Below are 19,583 nucleotides of genomic sequence, written 5' to 3'. Positions count from 1 at the left end.
AGATGGTAAACCTTATGATGACTATGATATTTTTTACTTTTATTTTTGTTTTCTCCTGTGTATTAATCTTTTCGTTTGGGAAAAACGCGGCAGAGTATTATAGACAAGCACGGCAGTCCGGTAAATTTGCCAGCAAGGAAATTTGGAAAGTGATTTTAGGCTCGGCGGCTATTGCCATTTTTCTGATTGCCTTTTTTGTTTCACCCGGCGCCTTATTTGGCTTAATTTTATTACTATTTATCTATAACGGTCTGAAAACAACACCGGAAAAAAAATTCCTTAAATTTCAGAAAATTTTGCCCACATCAAAAATCCGTTCAATCGCTATGGGCTTGGTAAAAGTAGAAGGAAGAATAACAGCGGGAACTCACTTTAAAAGCCCTCTGAGTAGAAAGCTATGTTATGGCTATCGCTATTATGAATATGATATCACAGAAGATTCAGAAGGCGATAAACGTTATTCTTTACGTCATTCGGAAGAAAAAATCCGTCGGTTTACTTTAACCGATGATTCAGGATCAGTCCGTATTGATGCAACTCCAGAAACGTTGACACTTGTGAATTTTTCTTCTTATCAGAACTATGAAACCGATTCCGTTTCTTACCAAGAGTACTTGTTATTTCCAAATGAAGAGTATTCAATTATTGGTACAGCTATTGAAAAAGACGATCAAGTTGTTATTACTCAGGCGGCTCCTCACAGATTACTGGGGATTGCCTCTAAAGGATATTTAGGTGCCTGGAATGAAGTTGCGCCAATGCGCCGTAATCTTGCAATTACTGTCATTAGCGCGGCAATCCTGATTGCTTTTATTCTGACCGTTCCTTATGAGTATCAGTCTCATCATTTAACGGTTTTTTATCGTGAATCTCCATTATTGAAATGGTTATTTTAGAGATAACAGCAATGGGTGGATATATTCTCGCTTTTCTTATTCTGGCCGTCATTCTGATGATCGCGGTTCGTTATCTCGTAGGCGTTTTTAATAAAATCGTTATGTTAAAAAGATACCGGGATAAAGCGTTTGCCAATATTGATATTTTACTGAAAAAACAGGTTGATTTAATTCCTCAGCTTATCACGATAACAGAACAAGCAATGGCCCATGAAAAATCGCTCTTTCTGCAACTATCAGAAGTCAGGAGAAACTACCCCAGTGCAAAAATAACTGATGAAAAAGTGAAAATAGGTAATACATTAGCACACCAGTTGCTGTCATTTCTGATAATTGCAAAAAACTATCCGGCCCTAATTAGTCAGCCATCTTTTCAACATTTGCAAGCGCAGATCACTCTGCTGGAAAATCAGATTGCAGACAGACGTGAATTCTTTAATGAAAGTGTTACTCTTTACAATACCGGAATCCGGCAGTTTCCCAATATCATTTTCGCCCGGATATTAAGATATAAACCTAGCCCAATGCTGAACCCCATGCAAGGATAAAACCCATGTTTACCATTCCATTTGATTTATTCGGATTTGTTGATGCCATCCGTGGTAATCCGGGTATTTTAATCGTCACGGCGATTTTCGGCCCTGTGGGTGCAATGTTATGCCTAATTCCCTTTGCTCGAATACCGGTAATTAGCCAGGTTATTCAGACACTGGCTATCAGTCTATTAACCTCTGCTTTTATTAATTTACTCTGTGTCGCGGTCATTTATTTAATCTTTAAAAACGATATTATCCGCCTGTTCTGGAGCTTGATTATTGTCCAAACAGCCTGTTTGTCTTTTTGGTTTATTAATAAAGAAGCCGTGTTTGAACTGGCTGAAGAGGATGACGCCATGCGCCAAAGACATTCGAAAATAGAAAGAAAAAATAATACCAAGAAAAAGAAAAGAAAGCAGAGGAAATAAACATATATACTCTATGGATTTCAAGATGCATCGAGACGGCAAGGGAGCGAATCCCCGGGAGCATAGCGAACTATGTGACTGGGGTGAGCAAGTGCAAACAACAAAGAGGCAGCTTGAAAGATAATGGGTATAAACAACAATCTTTTATTTAAGGGGTAAACCCCTTTAGTTTAATTAGGAATAAAATCAATATAAAAAAACAAATAGAAACTAATCTTCATTTCTATAATCACATTTAAAACAGAGAAAGAATTTTATTAAAAAATAAACTCCAATCATCATAAAATTTATATCTGATTTCATCATAAAAAATTGAACTCTACTGGACGCAACCTTATTTTTCTTCTTAAAATATAAGACTTTACCTTGATGACATAAGAATAAATACTTATATTTTGAGTATCCAAAGCGGATATGCTCTTTTAAAATAGGGAAAGAAATGGTTAAAGTCATTTGGTCTAAGGCTGCAATCAAACAGCTAACGAGGATCGATACTCGATATCAGAAGACGATAAAACAAAAGGTGAGTTCGCTAACAGATTTTCCTCTTGTTGGCCTGGATATCAGAAAATTATCAGGATTCGATAACAGACATAGGCTCAGAGTTGGCGATTATCGGGTTTTGTTTGAATTACTGGATGGAGAACCTAATATCCTAGAAATTCAGGAAATTAGGCGACGCCAGATAAAAACCTATTAACAAATAGGTGAATTTTCCCATTTAACCATTTACCTCTAAGGGCTACGTAACTACGTAAATATACGGAGCAAAAGAATATGGCTAGTATTCAATTTATTACAGACGAGCATGGCAAAAAACAAGCCGTTATTTTGCCAATGGACGAGTACGAAAGACTGTTGGCAGCTGCGGATCATGATGAAAATTATCAAATTATTCCCTATACAACGGGACCAAATGACGATGAAACTATTCCTCATGAAGTCGTTTCTATCATGGTAGACGATGAAGTTTCACTACAAGCCGCTTGGCGCATTTATCGTGGACTATCACAAGCTGAGGTAGCGGAAAAACTGGGTATAAAACAAGCTGCCGTTTCTCAGTTTGAGAAATCAGATCGCCCACGCAAAGCAACGATTGAAAAATTAGCGGATTTATATGATTGCCGAATAAGTCAACTAGTGCTCGACTGATTAAAGTTAGTAAAAAGTTACCAATACGACCAGGGTGAGATCTCACCCTGCTGTTTTCCCACCAATGAAATTGCTGCCGGTATACCACCCGCTTCATCAACCACTCAAATATCCCCTATCGGTTCAATCTGATTATAATGAAAAACCCATTTCCCGACTTTTAACACTAATTTTGTGAATATAAGGGTCCGGGGTTTTACAATCACAAATGGCACTCTTCATGTTAATCGAAAGCATAGTCTTTCCTTACCTCTCAGTATTAACTATCGGAAACAGTTAATACTGAGTTATTTTAAAAAGGCCATAGTTATCTAGAAATAACCACTTTTCCATTGATTAGAGAAAAATAGGGACTGAATGTACGACCGTTTTCACCATTTTTATCTCTAATTAACAATGGAGAATTATTACTATTTTCAATTTCAAACCGGAATAACCGCCCTCCAAAATAACGTACTAACTTATACTTTTTCCAGTCTATCGGTATAGCCTGATAACCGTCATCAAAATTTCTCCCAAAGTCTAAAGAATCAAAATAACTTTGTTCCGTACTGTCATTAGCCTGTGCATGTTCATACAACATTATTTTGGCGGCATGTTGTAAAGCCACCGAATCTTTATTTTTCATTATTTGCCAGATATCTTCATAGGCTTTTTTAACCAATTCAGTACTTGCCACTGTCTCAGGCAAAGGGGTAGCCATTGTCCAAGCCCAAACAGGCAGATCATTTAATGTCACTATTCGTTGCGCATAATAAAACCCCCTATCTTTAAGATTTTTTTCTGTGATTTTACTGTACTGAGCGGTATCAATATTAAAATTAACAGATTTCATACTGGTTGGCTCCAACGTGCCATTTTTATCTGCCACACTGGCGATAATATTAGTCACTTCATCAGATTCATAAGGAGTTACCCTTACCAGTTTGACCTTACACTCCGTACCCTTTTCTTGATAAACATATTTCTCGTCTACATCAATAAACGGAGCCATTTCGATATAAATAGTATTCTTACCATTTTGCAATACTGGTGCAACATTGTAACCCGTTGATATGGTTCCAGTCCTTGAACCCAGATTGCTTAAAATATAGATCCCATTGACTCTGAGAACACAATAAGCACGGTTTGTTTCTAAATAAGTGATATATTTAACTTTATCCATAGTGTTTTTCCCATAAGCTGATAATGAAAATAAGATCATAAAAAACAGAATGAATTTTTTCATTGCAATAACCTCAGTTTGTATGTTGATTTCTATATTTTTATTTTAGTCATATTTCCTTACTCCTCAGTATTAACTACAAAAAACAGTTAATACTGAGTTATTTTAAAAAGGCCATAGTTATCTAGAAATAACCACTTTTCCATTGATTAAAGAGAACAACGGGTTAAATGTAAATCCATTTTCGCCATTCTTGTCCCTAATTAATAATGGAGACTGTATCCCATCTTTAACTTCAAATCGGAATAATCTTCCTTCCATATAGCGCACCAGTTTATATTTATTCCAATCTATCGGTACAGCCTGATAGCCTTTATCAAAATAATGTTTAAAATCCAACGAATCAAAATGGACTTGTTCAGTACTGTCATTGGCTTGAGATTCTTCATGCAACGTTAATTGATAGACTGATTTTAGTGCCGTTAAATCCTGATTTTTCAACATTTGCCAGATATCTTCATAAGCTTTTTTAACCAATTCAGTACTTGTCGAAGTTTCCGGTAAAGGGGTAGCCGTAGTCCAAGCCCACACAGGCAGATCATTTAATGTCACTGTCCGCTCTGTATGATAATAAAACTCATTTGGGTATTCTTGCGTAGTAATTTTACTAGATTGTGCAGTATTAATATTAAAATTAACAGACTGCGTGCTATTAGGTTTCAATATTCCATCTTTACCTACTACTTTGGTGATAATATTAGTAATTTCATCGGAATCATAAGGAGTTACCCTCACCAATCTAACCTTACACTCCGCATTTTTTTCTTTATAAACATATTTATCATCCCGAGCACTTAATGGCCCCATATCAAGACTGAGAATGTTATTACCATTTTGCAACAATGGAGCAATATTGTAACCTGTCGATATGGAACCAGATCTTGAATCAAAATTATCTAAGATAAAAATCCCATTTAATTTTAACATACAAAGTGCTTGGTTTGTTTCTAAATAGCTAATATATTTAACTTTATCCACAGTGTTTTCTCCATAGGCTGATAGTGAAAATAATACCATAAAGAATAGAAAAGATTTTTTCATTGCAATAACCTCAGTTTATATGTTGATTTCTATTTTAGTTATATTTCCTTACTCCTCAGTATTAACTACAAAAAACAGTTAATACTGAGTTATTTTAAAAAGGCCATAGCTATCTAGAAATAACCACTTTTCCATTGATTAGAGAAAAATAGGGGCTAAATGTTCGACCATTTTCACTGTTATTTTATCTTCAATTAACAAAGGTGAATTATTGCTATGTTCAAGCTGGAACCTAAATAACCGCCCCCCCATATAACGTATCAGTTTATATTTACTCCAGTCTATCGGTACTGCCTGATAATTATTATCAAAATCTTGCTTAAAATCTAGAGAATCAAAAAAAACCTGCTCTGTGCTGTTATTGGCCAATGCATGTTCATGTAACATTAATTTGGCTGACGATTGTAAAGCTACCAAATCTTTATTTTTCATTATTTGCCAGATATCTTCATAGGCTTTTCTAACTAACTCGGTGCTTGCTTCCGTTTCCGGCAAGGGAGTAGCCATAGTCCAAGCCCAGACAGGCAAATCATTTAATGTCACTGTTCTCTCTGCATAATAAATACCTTCATCCTTGAGGTTTTTTTCCGTTATTTTACTATACTGTGCTGTATCAACATTAAAATTAACAGATTTCATACTATTAGGCTCTGCTATGCCATTTTTATCTGCCACGCTAGCAATAATATTCGTGATTTCATCCGACTGGTAAAGCGTCATCCTTACCAACCGGACTTTACACTCCGCATCCTTATCTTTATAAATATATCCTTCTTTTGCATCACTAAATGGAGCCATTTCGATATAAATAGTATTCTTACCATTCTGCAATAATGGTGCAATATTATACCCGGTCGATATAGTGCCGGTAATTGAATGCAAGCTACTTAATGTATACATCCCATTGACTCTAAGGACACAACGTGCCCGATGAGTTTCTAAATAAGTAATATATTTAACTTGATCCATAGTGTTTTTCCCATAAGCTGATAATGAAAATAATACCATAAAGAATAGAAAAGATTTCTTCATTGCAATAACCTCAGTTTATATGTTGATTTCTATTTTAGTTATATTTCCTTACTCCTCAGTATTAACTACAAAAAACAGTTAATACTGAGTTATTTAAGAAAGGACATAATTACCTAGAAATAACCACCTTCCCATTTATTAGAGAAAATAAAGGATTATATATAAACCCATTCTCACTATTATTTTTATCTTCAATTAACAATGGTGACTTTATACTATCATTAAGCTCAAATCGAAATAATCTTCCTTTCATATAGCGCACTAATTTATATTTATTCCAATTTATCGGTACTGCTTGATAGCCTTTATCAAAGTAATGTTTAAAATCCAATGAGTCAAAATGGATTTGTTCAGTACTGTCATTGGCTTGAGATTCCTCATGCAGCGTTAACTGATAGGCTGATTTCAGTGCCATCAAATCCTGATTTTTCAACATTTGCCAAATATCTTCATAAGCTTTTTTAACCAACTCTGTACTTGCCGCAGTCTCTGGTAAGGGAGTTGCTATTGTCCAGGCCCAGATAGGCAAATCATCTAATGTGACTGTTCGTTCTGCATAATAAAAACCTCTATCCTTAAGATTATTTTCCGTGATTTTACTATACTGCACAGTATCGGTATTAAAACTAATGGATTTCATACTATTAGGCTCTGCTATGCCATTTTTGTCTGCCACACCAGCAATAATATTCGTGATTTCATCCGACTGGTAAGGAGTCATCCTTACCAAGCGAACTTTACACTCTGCATTCTTATCTTTATAAATATATCCCTCTTCGGCATTACTAAATGGAGCCATTTCAATACGAATAGTATTTTTACCATTCTGCAATAATGGTGCAACATTATATCCTGTCGAAATGGTGCCAGTCATTGAATTCAGATTACTTAAAGTATAAATACCATTTACCTTAAGGACACAACGTGCCCGATTAGTTTCTAAGTAAGTGATATATTTAACTTTATCCATAATGTTTTTCCCATAAGCTGATATTGAAAATAATGCCATAAAGAACAAAAAAACTCTTTTCATTATGATAATCTCAATTTATATGTCGACTTTTCTTTTGGTAACTTCGGGTATATCTCCCATTTTTTTTGTTTCTTATCATTTGATTTACTCTTTTGCTCGATAGAATCATTGTTAATTTTAGCTATACCTTTCCCCACCCCATACTCCACATAATAACTGGCGGTGATGCCCTCATGAAAAAACACCAGAGATAACTCCTTATCCTGTTTATCCAGTTCAAAACATCCTTCTGCTTCAATATCCGCTTCCGCGTTAAAATATCCCTCCACCAGATAATATTTAAACCCGGCTTGAATATTGGTTTCCGCTTTTATCGCTAGCGTGCCTCTTACCATATCCCCCAGTTGAAATTCCATTTTATGCTCTTCATTACTGGCATATTTAAATGACAGATTTAACGCCCCTTCCAGAATCATATCTAATTGTGCCCCCAGATAAGCCCCATTCCGTCCCTCTTTTACCGCCTCCTGACCTTTTAATCCCTGTTCACGAATTAAGGCGATTAATTTCTCACCCCCGAATTCCGTCGCAAAAGCCTCAATTAAATCCAGCCGCAGTTTCATCCCAATCAACGGCGCTAACGCTACCGAAACCGCATGCTCAAAATAAGCCTCGTTGCCATGTGTGGCATTCACCAGTTTACTGCCGCCGCTTAATTTTATTTCCGGAGTCTGAATTTCCACCTCCAACAGTTTAATTTCCTGACTACCTTCACTGGAAAATAGTTTTTGCAACGTCTCAACCGCCTGAAAACCTTTATTCACCAGACCCAGTTTTTTACGTTTTTCTTTAAATTCTTTTTCCAGTTCACGAGTGACTGTGTGGGAATAAGGACCTAGTGTATAAGCAAAACTCCCTTCGGCAGTTAACGTGTCCGTTAATTCATAACCCGCCGTGTGTTTATGCCAGTTTTGACCGGGCTTTTTCGCGTTCGGATTGATTTTCTTTCTCTCCTTCAGCGCCTCCGCTTTTCTTTCCGCCGCACTTCTTTCCCGTGCCTCTTGTTCTGCGCCTATCGTTATATCCAGTGTCCATTCATATTGCGGCAACACATGGATTTTGGTGTCAAGTGCGTTCACCAGCCCCAATAACACCGTCTTCATTTTATCATCCGGCAAGAGAAATGAGCGCTGGGCAAAAGGCTGACCGTAACATTGCGTCAGGGTCAGAATATAATCCGTATGCGGTAAATAATTCAGATCACCCTTCTGAAACAACCACGATGCAATAAAACCTAACGGATCATTTGCTATGGGATCGACCGACAAGCTATGACGGGAAAAACTGATTTCATAATCTACTCCCGGTCCCTTAATTGGATTTTTACTCAATTCATAAAATTGAAATGCCGGGTTATCCGGGCTATAGAAAACCGCTTTAGGGCAGTGTGCGTTTTCCGTTATACACTGTTTTCCCACCAATGAAACAGACACCGGTATTCCCCCCGCTTCATCAACCACCCAAATATCCCCTATCGGTTCAATCTGGTTATAGTGAAAAACCCGTTTCCCGACTTTTAACACTAATTTGTGAACACAAGGGTCCGGAGTTTTACAATCACAAACCGCACTTTTCATGTTAACTGAAAGCATGTTTTTTCCTTAACCAATATTAACACTACCACCACCAATCACAATTCCACCACAACTCACCGCATCACCGGTTCTTGCCGCAGGTTTACCATCAACAAAAACGGTACTGGAACCACCGGCAATTATGCGTGAATGAGATGAGTGTGGCGCCAAGCTATCGCCCTGACGAGCTAAAGGAATACCGTCAACTTTCACACTGGTCGATCCCGAAATAACCGATGTCGCTCCACAATCACCATGCGCTGTGCCAATATCACCAATCTTTACCGCATTACCCATATTTCTTCCTCCATTCCTGGCAAAATTAAAATAATTTGTCTTTAAAATGGAACCAAGGTACTGATGAATCACCTAGTTCCTGCAATAACAATCTTTCGGCCCGTATATGTCCCGGTTCACAGATATTATTCAATATGCTTTTACAGCGGGTGGGCGATCTTTCAACAGATAGATATCTTCGTAAGAAGAATAATTTTAATATTCCCCGAACACTGTGATCATCCGTAATACCGATATTTTTTAACTCGGTAAGTATCCCCCGGATATAACCAACGTAATCAAAATCCTCAATAGTTTCCCATTCGATAATTAATGCTGCCAATGTCTGTACATAACGTTCAGCAAAAGCGATTTCAATCTTTTCCAGTTGTTCTGGCGTAATCGATAATAGCTTTCTTTTGCTGCTGGCGCCCCGTGGATATTGCTCTCTATTAGCCATAAAATCATGACTTTGAATATTGCCCTGATAGTTGGTGGCAATTTTATCTATCGGCCCCATGAAACAGTGAATTTCCCAGTCACTGAGGACATTGAGAAACTCCCAGATATTACGCGGATCATAAAACCGGAAAAATACCGGTTTATCCTGTTCAGGTAATAATACTTGTAAATATTTACGCAAATGTCGACGTAATGTTTTCATATCCGCCTGAGAGCTTAAGAAAATCCCCCAAGGGATTTCACAGTTTTCCAGATAAAGTTTTAACTTTTCTGTCACTTCCACTAAATAAGGCGCCACCTTAAGCAATTCAGGCGGTAAAGATTCATCATAAAGACAGGTAAAAGGCGGATCAAAATACTCCAATATAAGAAACCATTTGGATTCTGTCGCGGCGTCAACGACAGCATACAGTTTTTCTTTAACCATTTTTATCTTTCCCCTTCGGGCAATGTGCGACAAACATCGAACCGGCATGAGCCGCACTCTGCAAAATCGCCGGATTAACCGGTTGCAATAAGACGCCGGGATTACCACCTGAATTTAAGTTAATAGACGCACCTTTGACATCTACGCCGCCACCATGAATAACAATAAAATTATCACCTACTTTCAGGGTGATTTTGCCGCCGCCTTTTATCGTAATGTCATCATTGGTATCGATGCTGAATACGCCCTGTATTTTCTGTATTACATCGCCTTTGACCTGCAAGGTTTTGTCACCATCAACCTGATCGATATAGTCACCAGTGGTTTTATGTTCCTGCTGCCCATCAACAGTGACTTTACGGTTATTGGCAATCACCAGTTCATCATCATGGCCAATGCTGGTTGTACGGTTGTAATTAATTCGTTCATCCCGGGAATTCAGCACCTTAATCGCCAGATTCTTCTGAGCACGAATAAATACCTCTTCCCGATCTTTTTCATCTTCAAATCTCAGTTCATTAAAACCATCCCCTTTATAGGTTTTTGAACGAATTGACATCTGGGTCTTTGCTATCGGCAAATCGTTAGGCACAACGTTACTGGTATGATAGGTACGCCCAATAATAATTGGCTGATCTGGATCGCCATGCAGAAAATCCACCAGTACTTCCTGACCCACACGAGGGATAGCGATCATACCCCAACGCTTGCCGGCCCAAGCCTGACTGACTCTGATCCAACAGGAACTTCGGTCATTGAATTCGCCATATTGATCCCAGGCAAACTGTACCCGAACACGCCCGTATTCATCACAAAAGATCTCTTCCCCCTCCGGGCCAACCACTGTCGCAATTTGTAGGCCGTCAATGCGCGGTTTGGGATAAGGCGAAGGACGCCATACCCGGTTGCAATCGCCAAAGGTGAAATCGTTCGTTAAGGTCGTTCCTGCATTACCGAAAAGAGATTCATCCGCCTGCGACTGTCTACCGTAATGGCTGATTTTAATCACCAGCCACTGGGTATTAAATTGCTCTTTCGGATGATCAGTAAGTGTAAACCCTGATGCCGGCGCCAGAGCAAAACAGTCACTTTGTGCGCGGCCAAACATAGTGTCAGTGCGGAGTGCTTCCAAACGAAATTGACTCAGGCGTTCGCCAATCGCACCTTTTTTAAAGCGTCCGGGAAAATCATAGTAAGTGTAACTGGGCAAATCTGAACGCTGGTGATTAATTTGGCGTTCGTGATAGTAATAGTCAGCCCCCCACAGTGGATTTTTAAAAGTACGATCCTTCAACTCAATATTGGCAATCCCGACTTGTTCACGCCAGCAGAATCGATTGATACTGCATTGGCTTCCTGTATCGTCCAATTCTGGGTGATAGGGCAATGAAAATGTTTTATGTATCCGCTGAGTATCACTAAAAGCAATTATCGATTCACCCGGCTTGTGGTCAAAACTAAAATAATAAAATATCCCTTCATCAGCCAATAAACGATGGAGAAACGCCAAGTCACTCTCATCATATTGCACACAAAACTCCCGTTCAGGATGTTCATATCGCAATTTATAATAGAATTCTCTGATACCATTTTCTTTCAATAATATTTCAATAATCTCGGTAACAGATTGATGCTGAAAAATACGGGAATTAACTCGTAATCCCGCACGCCATAAAGCAGGTTGAATGGTCAAGGCATAATAACTGCGATGACGACCTGTCCTGCTTTGTTCAAACTGAGTCACAATTCCAGTTATACTGCGTTCTGGTTTTCCATCGCGATAAACAGTCAATGTCGCAACATTATCCAGAACATCAGCGAAATTAATATCCGGATCAGCGCTGGTTAATGTCGCCTTCAGACAAAATAACTCTGACAGCGCTTCATCTAGAGTAAACTCCACCACAGCAAAAGTTTTCTCCGGAAGAGAGCCAACAGTAAGTGTAAAAATCAATCCTGAATCTGCCATTACATTCCTCCTGATCCCGTGAGGTTGAGGCTCTGGGAATTAAATAGATCATGTAAAACAACCATAATTTCACCCTCTTTTACTTAAATGATTACCGAACATATTCACCGGCAGATTCATTAACCAAACTTTTCCCTGTTCAACATATGAACGGGAGGGTAGGAAATGGAAGAAATAATCAACTTATTTTTTTGAAAAAACGACATTTTATTCTAATAAAAAGAAGGGGTTTTGGTATAAAATTTCAATATATTGAATGGGTTACGTTAAAATGAATTATAATGATTTTATTAACCAAAATTGCTGGCCTGAATCAGTAACAAAAATAAAAGAGAAAACAAAATTAGCGTAATATTTCAAACAACAATATATTTTTTTATTTATTAGATTGGAATTCAAATACGATAAATTCATTTATCTTATTCCTTTTACATCACTGATAAATTTCAATATTTAACTGTTATGGGAAAGTGTTAAGTTAAATTTCGCAGATAAGATTATCTGTACTATATGTAACATAATAATCGTCATGATAAGGAAACAATAAAATGAGACTGATATATATAAACCCTAATCAAACTTTTGAGCTTTATACTGGTGGGAATATAATAATGCCTACTACTCATCATCCTAGTTTCAATATAGAAAATAGAGGTCCCGCACCAATTAGAGCCGTAAATTACTGGGCGCCTCCATTCGGAGATTACAATCAGTATGCTTTTATCGATATTCAACCCGGTGAAACTAAATTTTTCCGCAGAGTACCTAATGCGGTTTACTTCTACAAAGTTGTAGTTATTAATCTCAGTAACTACCAACACGCAGAAGCGGTAATTACTCAGTTTCTCCCCGTTCATCCATTGGCGGAAGTTTAAATTTCAACAATATATTTTTAATATGAAAATTTCTATTTCATTATCTATTTAACTGAAAATATGTAGGATATTTAATTGTCACAATTAAATACATTCAATTGGAAAAATCGCTGGCCTGAAAACCAGCGATTAATATAAATGAGGAAAACCGAATTAACGAAATATTTCAAACAACGACATGCCTTTCATATCGGTAAATGTCTTATACGATGCTTGAAGTACGGCTTGTTGTTGATAATAATTCGAAATCGCTGAGTTCCATTCTACGTCAACCAGTTGGCTCAAACGGCTTTTATTCGCCAGGCTGCGTTCCGCCCCCAAGCTATCTAAGTCTTCTATTTCTCTCAGTTGTAAACCCAATACCGATTCCACCGAAGAGATATTATTCAACGCGTTGCGAGCGCCGCGGTTAGCCTTATTCAACAATTCCAGCGCATCATCACGACTCTTTTGATCTGCTTCGACAAATGGTGTTTTTAATGACTGAATCGCCATGTCTATGGTTTTAAATATATCAGATTCACTCGGGCTGCCATCCGGCTCTTTGATCGGATTACTGGTAGACGAGAGAAAGACTTGCTCTCCGGTATGTCCAATAATCATAGAGCGGTTGCTATCCACTTTCTGCGTCATTTCCTCAGAACCGCCTCGATAGCTAACTGTACCGCTGGTACTCTCATCAAAAGGTTTCACATCCGTTTTATAACCGGCAAAAATATAGCGGCCATTACCATCGGTGGTGTTACCCAAATTCACCAGTTGTTCTTTAAACCCGGTCAGTTGAATAGCCAACGAGTTACGATCTTCATCACTCAATACGCCGTTTACTGTGGCGACCAAACTTTCATGAATATTTTGCACCACCCCGACAGCTTTGGATACCACACTCAATTGCATGGAAATCGCGTTCTTAGCAAACGAGCGAGCCGTTATATATTGCTGGTTCTGAGATTCAGCTTGAGCGACCATGACCCCCTGAGATGCCGCCATCGGATCATCGGATGGATTTATCACCCGCTGACCACTGGATAGCTGCGCTCCCTGCTGCATCCATTTCGACTGAGCTGTAGTGATATTCGTCATTTTCTGATCGTATAATATATTGGTACTTACGCGCACAATTTCATTCCTTTTAAATATTCAGCTAAATGCCTAAGATATCTCAGGCTATTTTTTATTAAATGGCACGTTTATTAGCGACGGAGATCCAAAATGGCATTAAATAACGTTGTGGCAGTCTGGATAACTTGAGCATTCGCCAGATAATATTGCTGTAAGTTTTGTAATGCGCCATATTCTTCATCTACGTTGACGCCGGAAACCGCCTGCTGTTCAGCGTAAAGTTGTTTAGTAATATTATTCTGAGTTTCTAAATCAACATTCGCCGTGCTGGTCTGGTTACCAATGGTGCTGACCATCGAAGCATAAGCACCAGAAAATGATGCTTTCCCCTCTACTAATTTTTTGTTCTGCAATTCAATGAGTTTTTTGGCATTGACGTTATCACTCGCCCCACCATCTTTAGCACCGGCAGCCGCCAATTGCGACGCGTCTTTAATATTAACCGCCATACTGCCAATAACACCGTTGACCGCTTTCAATGTATATCGGTCATGCTCTTTTGCATTGGTTGGATCAATTTCAACTTTTAATCCATCAAATTCCAGTGTATTACCTGTTACTTTGGCGGCAATATCCGCCTTATCAGAGGCACGCTGAATTTTCCAATTAGCCCCATCGTAACTAATATGGTAATCACTGGCTTTTATCGCTGAGGTATCTGTATATTCCACTTTAAAATCAGCAGAACCTTTATTTCTACTATTGGCAACCACGTCCGGGTTATTAAATGTGAAGAAATCTTCACCCGGTTTGCCTTTTAAATCAAAACCAGCACGGTGAACCTGATTAAATTGATCGCCCAATACCAACGCTAATTGGTTTAACTGGTTACGGGAATTATCCAGCACTTCACTACGCGCCCGTAATGTGCCGCTTAATTGCCCTTTATCAATGAATTTTTCATCAATTTCAACAACATCGCCAAAACCACGATCATAACCTAATGTAATGCGACTGCTATCCGCATTAGATGAAATCGCTTCTACTCGGTAAGCAGTTGTTCCCTGAACCAGGGTCAATCCCCCCGCAAAAGAGACATTGTAAGAATCGCTATCCTGCTGAATCACACTCACGCCAACCAGTTTATTCAGTTCATTGACCAATTGATCACGCTGATCCAATAATGCATTCGGCTCAGCACTGCCACCGCCTCTCATACGGGTAATTTCACCATTGAGTTTAGCAATTTGCTGCGCATAGTTATTAATAGATTCAGCCGAATTAGCTATTCCCCGATTAATGTTATTTTCCATTTTACGCAGGAAGGCATCCGCACTTTGCAACTGGTTTACCAGCCCCTTTGATTTACCAATTGCTGTCGTTCTGGCTGCATCATCTTCCGCATTACTGACAACATTTTGTAAACTGGTAAAGAAGTCGTCAATGGTGTTTGACAGGTTATTCGCTTTGTCTGCCAGCAAATTATCAATCTGGGAAATTTGCTGAGAATAAGTGGTTAATGTACCTTGTTTCGCCTGAGCCTCAGACAGTTGTTGATTAATGAATTCATTATATTGACGGTTAATACTGGTGACAGTAACACCATTTCCGATATAGCCAACGGACGTCATCGTGCCGCCGTTTTGATTGACAACTGTCGATTGCCGGTTATAACCAGGAACTTTGGAATTTGCGAGGTTATTACTCACGGTTCCCAGAGCAATTTGAGCCGCTTGAAGGCCACTCATCGCAGTATTAATAAGACTGTTGGACATCAGAAGATCCTTTTACGTTTTATTTATGTCTCCGCTGGTGGCGGCAAACAATCTTTCAGCTAAAAACAAAGTCTGAACTGCTTTAATTTATCGGCTGAACTCAATAAAACTTGAGCAAAATAGCGATCAGAATAGTTTACTCAAATCGTAGGTATAGGCTTTCACCGCCCGCTCTCCGGCACCTTTTAGCTGTTGAATAACTGAGACCAGTTTTTTCGCATATCCGGGATCGGTCGCATAACCTGCCTGTTGTAAGGAATAAGCCCCTTGCTCCGGGGTAACAGAGCGGGCAACGTTGGCGTAACGGGGACTTTCTGTCAGTAATTTGACGTAATCCTCAATCGCTTCCACGTAAGAGCCATAAACACGGAAGTTATCCTTCATTTTCTGAGGCTCGCCGTTGATATATTCTGTGGTCAGGATATTAGTTACCGGCCCTTTCCAACCTTTACCCGCTTTAATACCAAACAGATTATGACTTGGCTTGCCATCAGCGGTCAGAATCTCTCTTTGCCCCCAACCAGACTCTAATGCGGCCTGAGCAATAATCAGTAAATGAGGAATACCACTACGTTGGCTAGCTATCCGGGCTGGGGTCGAGAGTGTAGAGACAAAATTCGTACTGTTCAGCGGCAGCGGTTTAGGCGTCGTCTCGGGTTTTGGTACCGTTCGACGGATAAATTGCTCAAGCGCCTGCCTTGGCAAGGTTTGCAAAACTTCGTTATCCAGCGTCATGGGTATCTTACCCGCCATTTCGCCAGGAGTAGTTTTAGCGCTAGAAAGTTGCTTGAGCATCATATCGGCAAAACCTACCCCCTTCTGAGCAATATTCTGCGCGATTTGCTGATCGTATATCGAAGTATAGAGACGGGTCTGTTCACTGCTCAACATGCCATCTTTAGGCAGAGCTGAACGCATGCTTTTCAGCATCATCTGAACAAAAAGCCCTTCCATTTGTTGGGCTACTTGCCGTAGCCCCTGTTGTGGATCTTTTGCCAGATTGGATTTTAACGTGTTAACCGACTGGACATCATAAGCCGCACCGGGCAGAGTTAATAAATCATTCATCAAATGATCTCCAGTTTCGCCCGCAGACAGCCTGCGCTTTCCATTGCCTGTAAGATTGACATTAAATCATTCGGGGTCGCACCCAATGCATTCAATGCTTGAATAACATGGCTCAAACTTGCACTGGCGTTAACCTGCTGCAACGCGCCATTTTGTTCACGGACAGCAACAGCGGGATTACGGGTGACAACGGTACTGCCACCGGCTAACGGTGTATTTGGCTGACTAACAACCACCTGATTATCAACAATGACAGAAAGATTCCCTTGAGCAACCGCGCAGCTATCCAGCATGACATTGCGGTTCATCACGACAGAGCCGGTGCGAGAGTTGATAATTACTTTGGCATCACCGACATCAACGCGAAGGGTCAAGTTCTGCACATGAGAAAGGAATTTGACCTGCTCACTTTTATCTCTCGGCATACGCAATTGTACTGTGCGGGCATCCAGCGGCGTTGCTGTTCCCGCTCCGCCCATACGATTGATGGTATCGCTGATTTGCTGCGCCAGTGAGAAGTCTTCGTTATTTAATTGAAGATTCAGTATGCCATTTTCACCAAACTGCGTAGGCAATTCGCGTTCAATCACTGCACCGTTACTAATCCGACCACCCGCGAGCTGATTGACTTTTACACTGCTTCCCCCTGCGCTGGCGCCGGCGCCGCCAACCAAAATATTCCCCTGCGCCAGAGCATAGACCTGATTATCGACACCTTTTAACGGTGTCATCAGCAAGGTACCGCCACGTAAGCTTTTAGCGTTCCCCAGCGAGGAAACCACTACGTCAATATTCTGTCCGGCACGGCCAAACGGCGGTAATTTCGCGGTGACCATCACGGCAGCCACGTTTTTCAACTGCATATTGGTTCCCGGAGGAACGGTAATCCCCAATTGGGATAACATGTTGCTTAAACTTTGGGTGGTAAATGGCGTCTGAGTCGTCTGGTCACCGGTTCCATCCAATCCAACCACTAATCCATAACCAATCAACGCATTTTCCCGTACTCCTTGTACCGTGGTGAGATCACGGATACGTTCTGCTGATGCCGTCGTTGTCACCAGAGTCAGCAATACAAGAAGAAGGCTGACAGCAAATTGTTTTATCATAACCATCCCCTGTTAAAATGGTGCGACATTCAGGAAGAAACGCTGTAACCACCCCATGTGCTGCGCTTCATTAATATAGCCGTTTCCTACATATTCAATGCGGGCATCCGCGACCTGATTGGAACTGACGGTGTTATTAGCATTAATTGTCCGTGGGTTAACGACACCGGAGAAACGAATAAACTCGGTTCCCTGATTGATAGCAATCTGCTTTTCACCGACCACATGTAAGTTACCGTTTGCCAGTAACTGATCGACCGTTACGGTAATCGTTCCTCGGAAGGTGTTATTCGCATTAGCGCCGCCTTTCCCACCGAAAGTATTATCGGCTTCCATATCCAGATCGGTTTTATCTCCACCAATTAACCCACTAAGAAAACGGGGAGTCAGTGCTGCGGAAAACGTGTTTTTTCCATTACGGCTGGCGTTGGCCGAAGAGTTCTTACTGGCGCTGACATTTTCCTGCAATGTAATCGTCAGGGTATCGCCAATATTTCGGGGTCGGCGATCTTCAAATAGCGGCTGATAACCATAATAAACCGGCTGTACTACTTGAAAAATAGCGCCATTAGGGACTGGCGCGGTTGCCGCAGAAGGTGCTGCGGTGGTTGCTCCCTCAACCAGGGGTTTTTGCGGTATATACGCACAGCCCGTTAGTGACAATACCGCCAATGCTATACTACAACGCCATTTATGCGCCACATTTTTCCGTAAATGGCGGAACTGACAAACAGCGCTGGTCTCGGCAACAGCCATTGTATCCATCTTCGATACTCTTTATTTATCCCTGAATAACGGGGAAACTGAGTGTTTCCCCGCGGTTCTGATTGACGATTAGGTTATAACTGAGTCAGTTTTTGTAGCATCTGATCAGACGTCGACACCGCTTTAGTGTTAACTTCATAAGCACGCTGAGTCTGAATCATGTTGACCAATTCTTCTGCGATATTGACGTTAGATGTTTCGACATATTTATGCTGGAGCAACCCGGCGCCATTGATTCCCGGTGTATTTTCAATCGGTACGCCAGAGCTGCTAGTCTCTACATAAAGGTTTTCACCAATACTTTCTAACCCACTGTCATTGATAAAGGTTGTCAGGGTAAATTGACCTATTTGCTGAGATGCGGATTGCCCCTGCACTTTCACACTGACAATACCATCACTGCTAATGGTGAGGTCCGTCGCATTATCAGGAATGGTAATGGTAGGGAAGATCAAAAAACCGCTAGCGGTCGTCAACTGCCCGTTTTGATCTTCCTGAAATGAACCGTCACGGGTATAGGCGCTGGTACCATCAGGTAACTGAACCTGAAAGAAACCCTTTCCTCTAATGGCAACATTATGGCTGTTATTAGTTTCAGATAAGTTTCCCTGACTATGTATACGTTCTGTTGCTACCGGGCGCACCCCAGTACCTATCTGTAAACCAGAAGGTAAGCGGGTTTGCTCCGATGACATCGCCCCTGGTTGACGAATGTTCTGGTAAAGCAGATCTTCAAAAATGGCACGCTGGCGTTTAAAACCATTGGTGCTGACGTTCGCCAAGTTGTTGGCAATCACATCCATATTAGTTTGCTGAGCATCCAGCCCAGTTTTAGCAATCCATAATGATCGGATCATCGGTTTTATCCTCTGTGTCTA

Annotated in this window: 20 protein-coding genes; 6 read left to right on the top strand and 14 right to left on the bottom strand. The window is 40.2% G+C overall.

The window, feature by feature from the left end; genetic code table 11:
- Positions 1–14: 14 nt before the first annotated feature.
- From B0X70_RS09820 to B0X70_RS09800, 5 genes are all read left to right on the top strand, one after another.
- Positions 15–896, top strand: a complete 882-nt coding sequence (locus B0X70_RS09820) for a hypothetical protein (protein WP_214038967.1) — start codon at positions 15–17, stop codon at positions 894–896.
- An 11-nt stretch (positions 897–907) separates the two neighbouring features.
- Positions 908–1,444 carry a LemA family protein gene (locus tag B0X70_RS09815; protein ID WP_040152474.1) on the top strand — a complete coding sequence of 179 codons (537 nt, stop codon included), beginning with the start codon at positions 908–910 and terminating at the stop codon, positions 1,442–1,444.
- A 5-nt stretch (positions 1,445–1,449) separates the two neighbouring features.
- Positions 1,450–1,860, top strand: coding sequence for a hypothetical protein (locus tag B0X70_RS09810; protein WP_040152459.1), 411 nt, complete (start codon positions 1,450–1,452; stop codon positions 1,858–1,860).
- A 439-nt stretch (positions 1,861–2,299) separates the two neighbouring features.
- Positions 2,300–2,560, top strand: coding sequence for a type II toxin-antitoxin system RelE family toxin (locus B0X70_RS09805; protein ID WP_036807473.1), 261 nt, complete (start codon positions 2,300–2,302; stop codon positions 2,558–2,560).
- Between the two features lie 77 nt (positions 2,561–2,637).
- The gene (locus B0X70_RS09800) at positions 2,638–3,012 is read left to right on the top strand and encodes a type II toxin-antitoxin system RelB family anti-toxin (RefSeq protein WP_011146193.1); all 375 of its coding nucleotides are present in this window, start codon (positions 2,638–2,640) and stop codon (positions 3,010–3,012) included.
- Between the two features lie 307 nt (positions 3,013–3,319).
- On the opposite strand, the gene B0X70_RS09795 is transcribed toward B0X70_RS09800, so the two are convergent.
- From B0X70_RS09795 to B0X70_RS09760, 8 genes are all read right to left on the bottom strand, one after another.
- Positions 3,320–4,240, bottom strand: coding sequence for a hypothetical protein (locus tag B0X70_RS09795; RefSeq protein ID WP_217471404.1), 921 nt, complete (start codon positions 4,238–4,240; stop codon positions 3,320–3,322).
- Positions 4,241–4,357: 117 nt separating this feature from the next.
- The gene (locus B0X70_RS09790; RefSeq protein ID WP_217471403.1) at positions 4,358–5,278 is read right to left on the bottom strand and encodes a hypothetical protein; all 921 of its coding nucleotides are present in this window, start codon (positions 5,276–5,278) and stop codon (positions 4,358–4,360) included.
- A 138-nt stretch (positions 5,279–5,416) separates the two neighbouring features.
- Positions 5,417–6,310 (bottom strand): hypothetical protein, encoded by an 894-nt coding sequence (locus B0X70_RS09785; RefSeq protein WP_246593485.1) that lies wholly within the window; start codon positions 6,308–6,310, stop codon positions 5,417–5,419.
- Positions 6,311–6,419: 109 nt separating this feature from the next.
- Entirely contained in the window at positions 6,420–7,280 is an 861-nt protein-coding gene (locus tag B0X70_RS09780; RefSeq protein WP_246593484.1) for a hypothetical protein, read from the bottom strand.
- 62 nt (positions 7,281–7,342) lie between these two features.
- Positions 7,343–8,935 carry a hypothetical protein gene (locus tag B0X70_RS09775; protein ID WP_217471401.1) on the bottom strand — a complete coding sequence of 531 codons (1,593 nt, stop codon included), beginning with the start codon at positions 8,933–8,935 and terminating at the stop codon, positions 7,343–7,345.
- A 9-nt stretch (positions 8,936–8,944) separates the two neighbouring features.
- Positions 8,945–9,214, bottom strand: a complete 270-nt coding sequence (locus tag B0X70_RS09770) for a type VI secretion system PAAR protein (protein ID WP_110091297.1) — start codon at positions 9,212–9,214, stop codon at positions 8,945–8,947.
- Between the two features lie 25 nt (positions 9,215–9,239).
- Positions 9,240–10,082, bottom strand: a complete 843-nt coding sequence (locus B0X70_RS09765) for a DUF4123 domain-containing protein (RefSeq protein WP_217471400.1) — start codon at positions 10,080–10,082, stop codon at positions 9,240–9,242.
- Positions 10,075–12,051: a type VI secretion system Vgr family protein gene (locus B0X70_RS09760; RefSeq protein WP_217471399.1), complete on the bottom strand. Its 1,977-nt coding sequence runs from the start codon at positions 12,049–12,051 to the stop codon at positions 10,075–10,077. The genes B0X70_RS09765 and B0X70_RS09760 overlap by 8 nt, the downstream gene beginning before the upstream one ends.
- Before the next feature lie 611 nt (positions 12,052–12,662).
- Here B0X70_RS09760 and B0X70_RS09755 point away from each other — a divergent pair.
- Entirely contained in the window at positions 12,663–12,926 is a 264-nt protein-coding gene (locus B0X70_RS09755; protein ID WP_241509783.1) for a hypothetical protein, read from the top strand.
- Between the two features lie 153 nt (positions 12,927–13,079).
- Here B0X70_RS09755 and flgL read toward each other — a convergent pair whose 3' ends face one another.
- The 6 genes from flgL to flgG all read right to left on the bottom strand — a co-directional run bounded on the left by flgL (position 13,080) and on the right by flgG (position 19,562).
- Positions 13,080–14,045, bottom strand: coding sequence for a flagellar hook-associated protein FlgL (gene flgL / locus B0X70_RS09750; RefSeq protein ID WP_036807445.1), 966 nt, complete (start codon positions 14,043–14,045; stop codon positions 13,080–13,082).
- 74 nt (positions 14,046–14,119) lie between these two features.
- Positions 14,120–15,763 (bottom strand): flagellar hook-associated protein FlgK, encoded by a 1,644-nt coding sequence (flgK, locus tag B0X70_RS09745; protein WP_217471398.1) that lies wholly within the window; start codon positions 15,761–15,763, stop codon positions 14,120–14,122.
- 126 nt (positions 15,764–15,889) lie between these two features.
- Positions 15,890–16,831 (bottom strand): flagellar assembly peptidoglycan hydrolase FlgJ, encoded by a 942-nt coding sequence (gene flgJ / locus B0X70_RS09740; protein ID WP_418889056.1) that lies wholly within the window; start codon positions 16,829–16,831, stop codon positions 15,890–15,892.
- On the bottom strand, positions 16,831–17,940 hold the full coding sequence (locus tag B0X70_RS09735; protein WP_046395434.1) for a flagellar basal body P-ring protein FlgI: 1,110 nt from the start codon (positions 17,938–17,940) through the stop codon (positions 16,831–16,833). The genes flgJ and B0X70_RS09735 overlap by 1 nt, the downstream gene beginning before the upstream one ends.
- Before the next feature lie 12 nt (positions 17,941–17,952).
- A complete protein-coding gene (locus B0X70_RS09730) occupies positions 17,953–18,705 on the bottom strand; it encodes a flagellar basal body L-ring protein FlgH (protein WP_246593483.1) in 753 nt (250 codons plus the stop codon).
- A 74-nt stretch (positions 18,706–18,779) separates the two neighbouring features.
- Positions 18,780–19,562: a flagellar basal-body rod protein FlgG gene (gene flgG / locus B0X70_RS09725; RefSeq protein WP_036807432.1), complete on the bottom strand. Its 783-nt coding sequence runs from the start codon at positions 19,560–19,562 to the stop codon at positions 18,780–18,782.
- Between the last annotated feature and the right edge of the window lie 21 nt (positions 19,563–19,583).

This window comes from Photorhabdus akhurstii (genome assembly GCF_019090985.1).
GTDB classification, from domain to species: Bacteria; Pseudomonadota; Gammaproteobacteria; order Enterobacterales; family Enterobacteriaceae; genus Photorhabdus; species Photorhabdus akhurstii.
The sequence above is the reverse complement of the archived record's forward strand: the minus strand, read 5'-3'. Positions and strand labels throughout refer to the sequence as shown.

Bases quoted from the DNA above. Each gene is read 5' to 3' on its own strand.
- B0X70_RS09790 (WP_217471403.1), bottom strand. From the start codon at position 5,278: ATGAAAAAATCTTTTCTATTCTTTATGGTATTATTTTCACTATCAGCC.
- B0X70_RS09800 (WP_011146193.1), top strand. From the start codon at position 2,638: ATGGCTAGTATTCAATTTATTACAGACGAGCATGGCAAAAAACAAGCC.
- flgJ (WP_418889056.1), bottom strand. From the start codon at position 16,831: ATGAATGATTTATTAACTCTGCCCGGTGCGGCTTATGATGTCCAGTCG.
- B0X70_RS09730 (WP_246593483.1), bottom strand. From the start codon at position 18,705: ATGGATACAATGGCTGTTGCCGAGACCAGCGCTGTTTGTCAGTTCCGC.
- B0X70_RS09815 (WP_040152474.1), top strand. From the start codon at position 908: ATGGGTGGATATATTCTCGCTTTTCTTATTCTGGCCGTCATTCTGATG.
- B0X70_RS09755 (WP_241509783.1), top strand. From the start codon at position 12,663: ATGCCTACTACTCATCATCCTAGTTTCAATATAGAAAATAGAGGTCCC.
- B0X70_RS09735 (WP_046395434.1), bottom strand. From the start codon at position 17,940: ATGATAAAACAATTTGCTGTCAGCCTTCTTCTTGTATTGCTGACTCTG.
- B0X70_RS09775 (WP_217471401.1), bottom strand. From the start codon at position 8,935: ATGCTTTCAGTTAACATGAAAAGTGCGGTTTGTGATTGTAAAACTCCG.
- B0X70_RS09810 (WP_040152459.1), top strand. From the start codon at position 1,450: ATGTTTACCATTCCATTTGATTTATTCGGATTTGTTGATGCCATCCGT.
- B0X70_RS09785 (WP_246593485.1), bottom strand. From the start codon at position 6,310: ATGAAGAAATCTTTTCTATTCTTTATGGTATTATTTTCATTATCAGCT.
- B0X70_RS09820 (WP_214038967.1), top strand. From the start codon at position 15: ATGATGACTATGATATTTTTTACTTTTATTTTTGTTTTCTCCTGTGTA.
- B0X70_RS09805 (WP_036807473.1), top strand. From the start codon at position 2,300: ATGGTTAAAGTCATTTGGTCTAAGGCTGCAATCAAACAGCTAACGAGG.
- flgG (WP_036807432.1), bottom strand. From the start codon at position 19,562: ATGATCCGATCATTATGGATTGCTAAAACTGGGCTGGATGCTCAGCAA.
- B0X70_RS09780 (WP_246593484.1), bottom strand. From the start codon at position 7,280: ATGGATAAAGTTAAATATATCACTTACTTAGAAACTAATCGGGCACGT.
- B0X70_RS09770 (WP_110091297.1), bottom strand. From the start codon at position 9,214: ATGGGTAATGCGGTAAAGATTGGTGATATTGGCACAGCGCATGGTGAT.
- B0X70_RS09765 (WP_217471400.1), bottom strand. From the start codon at position 10,082: ATGGTTAAAGAAAAACTGTATGCTGTCGTTGACGCCGCGACAGAATCC.
- B0X70_RS09795 (WP_217471404.1), bottom strand. From the start codon at position 4,240: ATGAAAAAATTCATTCTGTTTTTTATGATCTTATTTTCATTATCAGCT.
- B0X70_RS09760 (WP_217471399.1), bottom strand. From the start codon at position 12,051: ATGGCAGATTCAGGATTGATTTTTACACTTACTGTTGGCTCTCTTCCG.
- flgK (WP_217471398.1), bottom strand. From the start codon at position 15,763: ATGTCCAACAGTCTTATTAATACTGCGATGAGTGGCCTTCAAGCGGCT.